At 46.0% G+C, this 10,213-nt stretch carries 10 protein-coding genes and 1 pseudogene; 5 read left to right on the forward strand and 6 right to left on the reverse strand.

What is annotated here, in order from left to right:
- The first annotated feature begins 71 nt into the window (after window positions 1-71).
- Entirely contained in the window at window positions 72-2,180 is a 2,109-nt protein-coding gene (locus G6R30_RS01495) for an AAA family ATPase (RefSeq protein WP_213820775.1), read from the forward strand.
- A gap of 284 nt (window positions 2,181-2,464) precedes the next feature.
- Here the strand turns inward: G6R30_RS01495 and G6R30_RS01500 are convergent, their stop codons facing one another.
- The 5 genes from G6R30_RS01500 to G6R30_RS01520 form a co-directional block, all read right to left on the reverse strand.
- Window positions 2,465-2,761: a hypothetical protein gene (locus tag G6R30_RS01500; RefSeq protein ID WP_213820778.1), complete on the reverse strand. Its 297-nt coding sequence runs from the start codon at window positions 2,759-2,761 to the stop codon at window positions 2,465-2,467.
- Window positions 2,762-2,870: 109 nt separating this feature from the next.
- The gene (locus G6R30_RS01505; protein WP_213820780.1) at window positions 2,871-3,221 is read right to left on the reverse strand and encodes a hypothetical protein; all 351 of its coding nucleotides are present in this window, start codon (window positions 3,219-3,221) and stop codon (window positions 2,871-2,873) included.
- A 192-nt stretch (window positions 3,222-3,413) separates the two neighbouring features.
- Window positions 3,414-3,896, reverse strand: coding sequence for a hypothetical protein (locus G6R30_RS01510; RefSeq protein ID WP_213820782.1), 483 nt, complete (start codon window positions 3,894-3,896; stop codon window positions 3,414-3,416).
- Window positions 3,897-4,117: 221 nt separating this feature from the next.
- Complete coding sequence (locus tag G6R30_RS01515; RefSeq protein WP_213820783.1) at window positions 4,118-4,336, reverse strand: hypothetical protein; 219 nt, start codon at window positions 4,334-4,336, stop codon at window positions 4,118-4,120.
- A gap of 29 nt (window positions 4,337-4,365) precedes the next feature.
- On the reverse strand, window positions 4,366-4,674 hold the full coding sequence (locus tag G6R30_RS01520) for a GNAT family N-acetyltransferase (RefSeq protein ID WP_213820785.1): 309 nt from the start codon (window positions 4,672-4,674) through the stop codon (window positions 4,366-4,368).
- A 78-nt stretch (window positions 4,675-4,752) separates the two neighbouring features.
- Between G6R30_RS01520 and G6R30_RS01525 the strand changes: the two genes are divergently transcribed.
- From G6R30_RS01525 to cysS, 4 genes are all read left to right on the forward strand, one after another.
- Complete coding sequence (locus G6R30_RS01525) at window positions 4,753-5,226, forward strand: dCTP deaminase/dUTPase family protein (RefSeq protein WP_213820787.1); 474 nt, start codon at window positions 4,753-4,755, stop codon at window positions 5,224-5,226.
- Between the two features lie 2 nt (window positions 5,227-5,228).
- Window positions 5,229-6,596 (forward strand): DNA repair protein RadA, encoded by a 1,368-nt coding sequence (gene radA / locus G6R30_RS01530; protein WP_213820789.1) that lies wholly within the window; start codon window positions 5,229-5,231, stop codon window positions 6,594-6,596.
- Window positions 6,597-6,696: 100 nt separating this feature from the next.
- Window positions 6,697-8,193 (forward strand): glutamate--tRNA ligase, encoded by a 1,497-nt coding sequence (gene gltX / locus G6R30_RS01535; protein WP_213820791.1) that lies wholly within the window; start codon window positions 6,697-6,699, stop codon window positions 8,191-8,193.
- A gap of 72 nt (window positions 8,194-8,265) precedes the next feature.
- Complete coding sequence (gene cysS, locus G6R30_RS01540; RefSeq protein ID WP_213820794.1) at window positions 8,266-9,672, forward strand: cysteine--tRNA ligase; 1,407 nt, start codon at window positions 8,266-8,268, stop codon at window positions 9,670-9,672.
- A gap of 418 nt (window positions 9,673-10,090) precedes the next feature.
- On the opposite strand, the pseudogene G6R30_RS06175 reads toward cysS, so the two are convergent.
- A pseudogene (locus tag G6R30_RS06175) lies at window positions 10,091-10,213 on the reverse strand (site-specific integrase); the annotation flags it as partial.

The following is a 10,213-nucleotide window of genomic DNA, read 5'->3' on the forward strand; positions in this document are numbered from 1 at the left end:
GGTTCGTAACTCCGCAGGACTTTTAAAAGGCCCAAAATAAAAAAATAACGATAAAGAAGGTAGGTAAGATTATGGCATACCAAAACGATCCTTTTAATTCAGATATGAATGATATTTTTAACAACATGATGGGCGGCCTCGGCGGCATGAATTCCGAAAACCGTCGTTACCTCATCAATGGCCGTGAAGTGAGCCCAGAAGAGTTTGCTCAATACAAGCAAACCGGGGTTTTGCCAAACGGCGCTGGCCAAGAAGGTCAGACTGCCGGTAACGGACGTGCGAGTCAACAAGCTGGCAAAGTCAAGCAAGACGGCATGTTAGCAAAGCTCGGCCGCAACTTGACGCAAGAAGCCAAGGATGGCTTGCTTGATCCAGTGATCGGACGTAACAAAGAAATCCAAGAAACGGCTGAGATTTTGTCTCGTCGTACAAAGAACAACCCAGTGTTGGTTGGGGATGCCGGTGTCGGTAAGACGGCGGTTATCGAAGGCTTGGCACAGGCCATTGTTGCCGGTGACGTCCCTGCTGCCATCCAAGACAAGCAGATTTACTCAATCGACATTTCACAGTTGGAAGCTGGCACTCAATACCGTGGTGCCTTTGAAGAAAACGTTCAAAAGCTCATTGACGAAGTCAAGAAGGCCGGAAACGTGGTGCTCTTCTTTGATGAAATCCACCAAATTCTGGGTGCTGGTTCAACTGGTGATGGCGAAGGCGGCAAGGGCTTGGCTGATATTTTGAAGCCGGCTTTGTCACGTGGTGAATTATCTTTGATTGGTGCCACCACGCAAGACGAGTACCGTAACACCATTTTGAAGAACGCGGCTTTGGCTCGTCGTTTTAACGAAGTGAAGGTGAACGCCCCATCTGCAGAGGATACCTTGAAGATTTTGAAGGGGATTGCCCCATTGTATGAAAAGCACCACAATGTGGCGTTGCCTGATGATGTGTTGAAGGCAGCCGTGGATTACTCAGTACAGTATATTCCACAGCGTTCGTTGCCTGATAAGGCCATTGATCTGATTGATATGACGGCCGCTCACTTGTCAGCAAAGAATCCGGCAACCGACAAGGTTTCCTTGGAGAAGAAGTTGGAAACTTTGCAAGCAGAACAAGACCGGGTCGTTGCTGAAGAAGACTATGAGAAGGCTCTGTCAATCAAGAACCAAATCAAAGACATTAAGCACGAATTGAAGGAAGCCAAGGAAGCCAAGAAAGTCACGGCAACGGCCAACGATGTGGCCAAGTCCGTTGAACGCTTGACGGGAATCCCTGTTTCACAGATGGGTGCTTCCGATATTGAACACTTGAAGCAAATCGACAAGCGTTTGGCTGGAAAAGTCATTGGACAAGACGAGGCCGTTAACATGGTCGCTCGTGCCATCCGTCGTAACCGTGCTGGATTTGACGAAGGAAACCGTCCGATCGGATCATTCCTTTTCGTTGGACCAACCGGTGTTGGTAAGACAGAATTGGCAAAGCAATTGGCCAAGGACCTCTTCGGAACCAAGGAATCCATCATCCGTTTGGATATGTCTGAATACTCAGACCAAACGGCGGTATCAAAGTTGATTGGTGCCACGGCCGGATACGTCGGCTATGACGACAACGCCCACACCTTGACTGAAAAAGTTCGTCGTAACCCATACTCCATCGTTCTCTTGGATGAAATTGAAAAGGCTAACCCACAAGTTTTGACTTTGCTCTTGCAGGTCTTAGACGATGGTCGTTTGACAGATGGTCAAGGAAACGTGGTTAACTTCAAGAACACCGTCGTTATTGCTACTTCGAATGCCGGCTTCGGTAACAAGGAAGTTGAAAAGGGCGATTTGATGGACCGCTTGTCACACTTCTTCCGTCCAGAATTCCTGAACCGTTTCAACGGTGTGGTTGAATTCTCCGCCTTGACGAAGCATGACTTGAAGCAAATCGTCAACTTGATGTTGGATGACGTCAACAAGACGTTGGCTAAGAAGGATTTGACTTTGACAATCTCTGACGAAGTCAAAGAACACTTGATTGACGATGGTTATGATGAAGCACTCGGTGCACGGCCATTGCGTCGCGTCATTGAACAGCAGATTCGTGACCAAGTTACGGACTTCTACTTGGACAACCCCGACAAGAAGGCGTTGTCTGCTGACATGGTCGATGGCAAGGTTGTTATCTCAGCCATCTAAGAAAAGAAGGCAAAGAAGTAAGATTTGTCTAGAAATTAAAACAGCTCCCAGGCTGATGGCCTGGGGGCTGTTTTTTTGTTGGGTTTATTTCTTGTGTACTTTCACTTTTTTAAAGAAATCTTTTCCAAAAAGTTTTTTCATTAATCTTCTATATCGAAGCCATCGAACAAACTTAGGAGGATAAATTCTGTAAGACTCAATCAATACAAGGAGAGCAAAAATTAAGCTAATTACTGACATAATAAAGGATATATCTGACATGGTTATGCTCATTGCGACACTCCCTAATATAAATCCTCATAAAGATCATCGGTTAGCTCCTGGGAACATGTAACAAATTTGACACGTTCTCGAATACCGTCATAGCCGATTTTATCAATCATGTTGTCAATGAAACCATGCCAAAAGGAAGTACCGATAACGTAGACGGAATCTGGAAAACAAATCGTAATCTCTTCTTGCCATTCTTCTTCTGACAAGATGGCGGCAACCTGCTCCTTATAGGTCCTTTTTCCTAATTTGTCACCAGCTAAAGCTCGTGTGAATGGATACTTGAATTCAAGGTTGATAGTTGTATTCATGTAAGTTACCTGGACTTTCTGTTAAAAATCGTGTCTATATGATCGTTTGGTAGATCATGTAGGAGGGTTGTGTAGATTTTTTTGAATGCTTTGTTGATTTCAGTGTTGGTTACGGTGAATTTGGGTGCATTGTACTATGACTGATTGCGAAGTCAATCTTTGATAGTGAGTGGAGGATCTTTCTATGAATATGTGGATGAGCATATTGAAAATACTGAATATCGATGCGGAATTGCCTAAGGTGCCTAGAAAAAATTTGATTTGCTCGAAGTGTATTCTTTGCATTTCGGTATTCTTCAAAAGCTCTCGGTAGCTTATTAGTCAGATGATCCGCATAGATTGGGCGGGATATCTCGATTTCTTGATTGGTTTTGCTTCTTCTTTCCACCAGCAAAAAACTATAGAAGGATACAAGTAAAGCCATAATTGAAATGAGCTGTTCTGGCAGTTTATCAATCATGATAATCTCCTTTCTTTTGAACTTTCTTCTTTCTGCCCAAAGTATAACGGAAAAATATGCCGAAATTATATCGAAAAGTCGTACGACAAATAGGACTATAATTCGTATTTATAATAGAGAAAGAAGGCACTCTTTTCTGAAAATAAAAAATACCAACTTTTTTCAAAGTTGGTATAAGTAACAGTTATTAAACTATTCTTTAGGATATTTCCGATCTAAAAAGCGACCAAGGACATCGATAAGGTAACCGACCAGACATGCTATGAGGAGGAAAATCAAGAAAGTGTACCAGTTGTCGTAAAGAGAAATGTTGAAAATATCGATGGCGGGCATAAGGATTGCAAACCATATTACGAGTAAAGTGATAACGACTGCTCGAACGACTGGACGGTATTCAGAAGGCTTTTTGCGCTTTATACCGCGTTTTTCTCTCCAAAAAGACAGTAAAGCAGTTGCGAGTAAGACGATGCCCACGTAAAGGTTTGAGAGATTTTGATAAAATGATTGATTAATACCGTGGTATCTTTGAACATCTGACCAGAGCAAATAGATGCTAAACAATAGATACAAGACATATAGAAGCATTTGATATTTGATTTGATTTAGCTCTTTTCGGGAAATCAACATCAGAATAGTTAACACAATGAGTGATGTAAACATTGCACTTGGGAACATTTGAACCTCTCTTCCATTCTCTCTAAATTAGAATATATACCCAGTAGATTATCATACCCCCCCAGAAAATCAAAAGATTCACAAAGGAAAAGTCGTCCGAATTGATTCGGGCGACTTTGATATAGCGATTTATTTCTTGAGGACACCGATTGTGCCAAATACTGCAATGGCTAGCATTAGGCTTCCGCTTCCGTCGATGTGGTAATGAAAATTTCTTTTGCTTATCCTTCGATGCGGCGGAAGAGGACGAGCGTTCTTGCAAATTCTGAGGACTGGGCGAAGCTATCGCCGTATTGAGCGGAAAGGTTGACAATCTCTAGGCTGTTTTCCTTTGCGTACTCGTTGATTTGAGTTTCTAAATCAACGAACTTGCTTGATGAAAGCAGGGCATTTTTCTTTTTGACAACCAGGGTTTCAAATTCTTTTACAAATGTTTGCATGGGGACTCCTTTTTTCTTCGGGGTGCGTGCTAGATTGAGCAGGAATTGGCCTCTGGGCTATCTTGAACGGCAACGTCTGCATACTTTTCTTCAAAACGCCGGAATAGCACGGCGGCATAGCGGCAGTCGGGTCGGACTTTTGCACCTTTCGAGCGGGCAAAGTCGCAAACGGCATCGACCAAGTCTTGGGCGATCGTTTGGCCACGGAAGGCGGGCTCGACAAAGGTTTTGGTCAACGCAAGAACCCTTTGGTCCTCAGTCGGCAGAAACACAGCCTCGCCAATCACCTGTCCGTTTACTTCGTAAATGAAACGATTACCCTTTTGTTGAATTGCCATCGCTTCCTCCTTTTTGAAAAGCCAATGATGACGTATAATAATACTATCTAATTCTATGTGAAACAAAGGGGATGTGCAATGGCGACACGTGGCTTTGAAATTGTAACAAAATACGAAGAGGCGGGCTTGAACCTGCCAAAGCGCTCGACAGAGCAGGCTGCTGGATACGACTTTGAAGCAGCCGAAGACAAGGTGATTCCTGCCCGTGGTCTGCAAGAATCCATGAAGCCAGTGCTGGTTTCAACTGGAATCAAAGCCTACATGCAAGAGGGGGAATACCTGCAATTGGTTTCCCGTTCGTCTGGTCCGATCAAGAAAAAGTTGGTGATGCCAAACGGCGTCGGTGTTGTTGATGCGGACTATTACAACAATGAAAAGAACGAGGGCGAAATCTTCTTCCAGTTCTTGAACTTCGGAGATGAAGACTTGCAAATCAAGAAGGGTGATCGGATTGGCCAGGGGCTCTTTTTACCATTCTTGTTAGCTGATCAAGACGGCGATGCCATCAAGACGATTCGTTCCGGTGGCTTTGGCTCAACCGGGGAGGCCTAATTGTGGCCAAGACGAAAACACAATTTATTTGCTCCAACTGTGACTTTATTTCGGCCCGCTACTTAGGCCGCTGCCCAAACTGTGGGGAGTGGGGAACCTTTATTGAAGAACAGATTCAGCCGGAAACTCAGTCCCGAAAATCCCGTGTTGGCCTAGATGGTAAGACAGCCAAGGTTGAAAAGATCAACCAGGTCTCTCTGGAAGAAACGCCGAAGGTCGCAACGGACTTGAAGGAGCTTAACCGTGTTCTTGGTGGCGGCGTTGTGGCCGGTACTTTGGTTTTGATTGGTGGCGATCCGGGAATTGGGAAATCCACCTTGCTACTTCAGGTTTCTGGTCAACTGGCCGCCCATGGCAAAGTTTTCTACGTCACGGGGGAAGAGTCGGCTACTCAGGTTAAGATGCGGGCCGACCGACTGGAGGTTGGTGGCGACGACTTTTACCTCTATCCAGAAACGGATATGGAAGCCATCAAAAAGCAGGTCGAGGAGCTGAAACCCAACTTTTTGATTATCGATTCTGTGCAGACAATGCAGGAACCTGATTTGACCTCACCGATTGGGTCTGTCGCCCAGATTCGCGAAGTTACAGCCGACCTGTTACAGATTGCTAAAACCAACAATATTTCGATCTTTATTGTCGGCCATGTGACCAAGGGTGGCGCCATTGCTGGGCCAAAGATTTTGGAACATATGGTCGACACCGTGCTCTACTTTGAAGGTGACCGGCACTATAAGTACCGGATCCTTCGAGCGGTGAAAAACCGTTTCGGGGCAACCAACGAATTGGGCATTTTTGAAATGCGTGATAAGGGGCTGTCCGAAGTGGCCAACCCTTCTGAAATCTTCCTAGAAGAGCGGTTGGCCGGTGCCACTGGCTCGGCCATTGTGGCAACGTTGGAGGGCGAACGGCCCATCTTAGTAGAACTACAGGCCCTGGTGACCCCTTCGGTTTTTGGTAATGCGCAGCGAACAGCGACCGGATTGGACCGCAACCGGGTATCCTTAATCATGGCTGTTTTGGAAAAGCGGGCGAACCTGCTTTTGCAAAACCAGGATGCCTATTTGAAGGCGGCTGGTGGCGTCAAGTTGGACGAACCAGCCATTGATTTGGCGATTGCGGTCGCCATTGCCTCTTCTTATCAAGATAAGGAATCACCAGCCTCGGATGTCTTCATTGGCGAACTCGGCCTGACGGGTGAAATCCGCTCTGTTTCGGACTTGGAAGGACGCTTGAAAGAAGCGCGCAAACTCGGCTTTGCTCGGGCTGTCGTGCCAAAGAACAACTTGGCCGGCATGAAAATACCAGAGGGGCTAGAAGTGATTGGTGTTGCCACCATCAAGGAAGCATTGAAGCTGGCCTTGGGTTAAGGAAGTCCTTAAATCGAGAGAAGCCTGAAAGAACTGGCACTTTGTTGTATACTAATTAATAGAAATTTTTCAGCTAAGCTGACTGAGGAGAACAGAATTCATGACTGACGACTTTCGTGTCCGCTACGCCCCATCACCAACGGGCTACCTACATATTGGAAACGCCCGCACGGCTTTGTTTAACTGGCTTTTTGCAAGACATTACAACGGGACTTTTGTCATCCGTATCGAAGATACTGACGCTGCCCGTAACATTGCCGATGGGGAAAAGTCGCAATTGGACAACCTGAAGTGGTTGGGCCTCGATTGGGACGAATCACCAGAAAATCCTGGTGAATACGGTCCTTACCGTCAATCCGAACGAAACGAACAGGGGATTTACCAACCCTTTATCGACGATTTGTTGAAGCGTGGCTTGGCCTACAAGTCATACAAGACGTCGGAACAATTAAAGTCTGAGCGTGAAGCGCAACAGGCGGCAAAGCAAGCCCCCCACTACGTCTATGAGTATGAAGGGATGTCTCAAGAAGAACGCGAAGCAGCCTACGAAAAGTACGAAGCGCAAGGCTTGAAGCCGGTTGTTCGCATTCGCGTGCCAGAAGACAAGATGTACGAATGGGATGACATCGTCAAGGGACACATTTCCATCGGTGGAAAAGAAGTCGGTGGTGACTGGGTGATCCAAAAGGCTGATGGTATGCCAACCTACAACTTTGCCGTTGTGATTGATGACCACTTGATGAAGATTTCCCATGTTTTGCGTGGGGATGACCACGTGTCAAACACGCCAAAGCAAATGATGGTTTACGACGCCTTTGGCTGGGATATTCCAAAGTTTGGCCACATGGCCTTGATCATTAACGCGGCAACCGGTAAAAAGTTGTCAAAGCGTGACAATGATATTCTTCAATTCGTTGAACAATACCGCGAATTGGGCTACCAACCAGAAGCTCTGGATAACTTTATTGGCTTGTTGGGCTGGTCACCAAAGGGTGAAGATGAAATCTTCTCCCTTGAAGAATTCAAGAACATGTTTGATGAACACCGTTTGTCAAAGGCCAACGCGAAGTTCGACCAGAAGAAGCTGGAATGGATTAATAACCAGTGGATTCGCCGTGACAAAGACCGTATCATGCCACAGCTGATTGAAGAATTGGTGAAGGCCGGCTTGATTTCAGAAGCTGATGCCAAAGTCAAGCACGATTGGTTGGTTGAAGCGATTAATGTGGCGGGTGTTGATGGTATTTCATACACGCGTCAAATCGTCGACTTGATGCGCGAACCATTCTTCCAATTGGGCGACATTACGGATGAAATGGTCGAGTATTTGACTTCAGAAGCTGGTCGCAAGGTCTTTGCTGCCTGGGAAGAAGCTTATGAAGCCTTACCAGAAGATGCTGACGCCGATGCTTACATGAAGACGATTCGAGCAATTCAAAACAACCTTGAAATTAAGGGCCGCGAACTTTGGAACCCAATCCGAATTGCGACAACCCACCAAATTCAAGGACCAAACTTGCCAGAACTCCTTGTTCTCTTGGACAAGAAGCAGGTCTTGAAGACGATGGCAGATGTCAAAGCCAAGTACTTGGCCTAATTAAAAAGCGAGAGCCGAATGGTTCTCGCTTTTTGTTATAATAAGAAAAAACCTGAAAGAAGACGAACGAGCATGCAAACGGTCTACAACACCTACAGCCTTGAAAAAGAAAGCTTTTCGCCCATTGAAAAGGGCAAAGTGCGGATGTACCTTTGTGGACCAACGGTTTACAATTACATCCACATTGGCAATGCCCGCTCTTCCGTCGCCTTCGATACGATTCGGAAGTACTTGACCTGGCGTGGATACGACGTGACTTTCGTTTCGAATTTTACGGACCTTGGTGACAAAGTCATTGCCCAAGGCAAAAAGGAAGGGCTGACCGAAGCGGAAGTGGCCGATAAATATGCTGACGCCTTTTTGGCAGATGCGGCGGCCCTTCATATTGCACCGGCAACGGTTCGTCCAAGGGCCACCTATTATATGAAGGAAATGGTTGCCTTTGTGGAACAACTGCTGGCACAGGGACAAGCCTATGAGGTCAACGGTGATGTCTACTTTAAGACGAACCAGTTCAAAGACTATGCCGTTCTTTCCCACCAGAACATGGCCGAACTGAAGAAGAATGCCGCCGGCCGTTTAGAAGGAGAAGATCAAGAAGAAAAGCACGAAGCCACTGACTTTGCCCTTTGGAAAAGAGAAGATCGGCCAGGGGTAACGGCCTGGCCATCTCCTTGGGGACCTGGTCGGCCGGGTTGGCACTTGGAGTGCTCGGTGATGATTGATGCCTTGCTCGGTGAAACGATTGATATTCATGCGGGCGGCATCGACTTGGCCTTCCCTCACCATACGAACGAGTTGGCCCAGTCGGTTTCCTTCCATGATCGGCCCTTTGTCAATTACTGGCTGCACAACGGTTTCGTTAACGTCAATGACGAAAAAATGTCCAAGTCTCTAGGCAATTTCGTGACAATTCACGATCTATTGGCGGATGATCGAATTGATCCTCAGGGACTTCGTTACTTCCTAGTTAAGACACACTACCGCCGTCCCGTTGCCTATTCTCGCGAACGTCTCGATCAGGCGCAACAAGAAGTGGATAAAATCTACCGGACGATGCGCTCGCTTGCTAAGCAGGCGGGGTCCGAAGGTGTCGTTGATCCTCGGGTTCAGGAACAGGTCACTTTGCAAAATGAACGATTCATTGCAGCCATGGATGATGACTTTAATGTCGAAAACGCGCTAACGGTGATTTTTGAAGCTTTGACTTTGGCCAACCGATCAATGCAAGAGGGAGCGAGTGCCGCAACGGCCTTGTTGCTACAAAAGCAATTGACGGAGTGGCTGCATATTTTTGGCCTTGACGACTTTGAAGAGAAACGGGCGTTGCCGGATGGGGCGAAAGCGCTGTTGGAAAAGCGAGCAGCGGCACGTTCGGCTAAGGACTTTGAGGAATCGGATCGCCTAAGAGATGAACTGAAGACAATGGGCCTTTTGGTAAAAGATGATCGTGATGGCCAATCAGTTGAGTGGTTGTAGAATTTCCGAACAATATTAATGTCAAAGAAATAAGAAAAAGAGAAAAACGAATGTTTTTCTCTTTTTCTTATTTACAGGTCGTAAAGTACAATTAATTGTGCTTTTACAAAAAAATCATTGACCTGCCCCGGCAAAGTCAGTATACTAATTATTGTTCCTTGCGAGGGACTGACGGTGGTGAGCGAGAGTTCGTCACTGCTAAAAAACTCAAAAATAACAGTTGACCGCAAGGTGATAAGCTGCTATGATATATGAGTTGCCCAATCGGGTACGCACATTGAAAACTGAACAAAACTTTGAACAAACAAATCTGTAACGCTGACAGCTTGATGACTGTCAGAAACAAATTTGCGAAGTCAATTCGTAACAAACAATAAACGGATAGGCGTTATCGAGAGATAGCAACTAGTCAGTTTACCCCTTTTAATTGATGATGGAAGTCCATAACCGTTTGTCGTTCGTGCCCCTCTGCATAGTCGTTTAATAGTTGCTGATAATTGATTCGAGTCATTTCGCTGACTTTTAAAGCAAAGGCTTTATC

The organism is Fructobacillus parabroussonetiae, from assembly GCF_018437265.1.
GTDB classification, from domain to species: Bacteria; Bacillota; Bacilli; order Lactobacillales; family Lactobacillaceae; genus Fructobacillus; species Fructobacillus parabroussonetiae.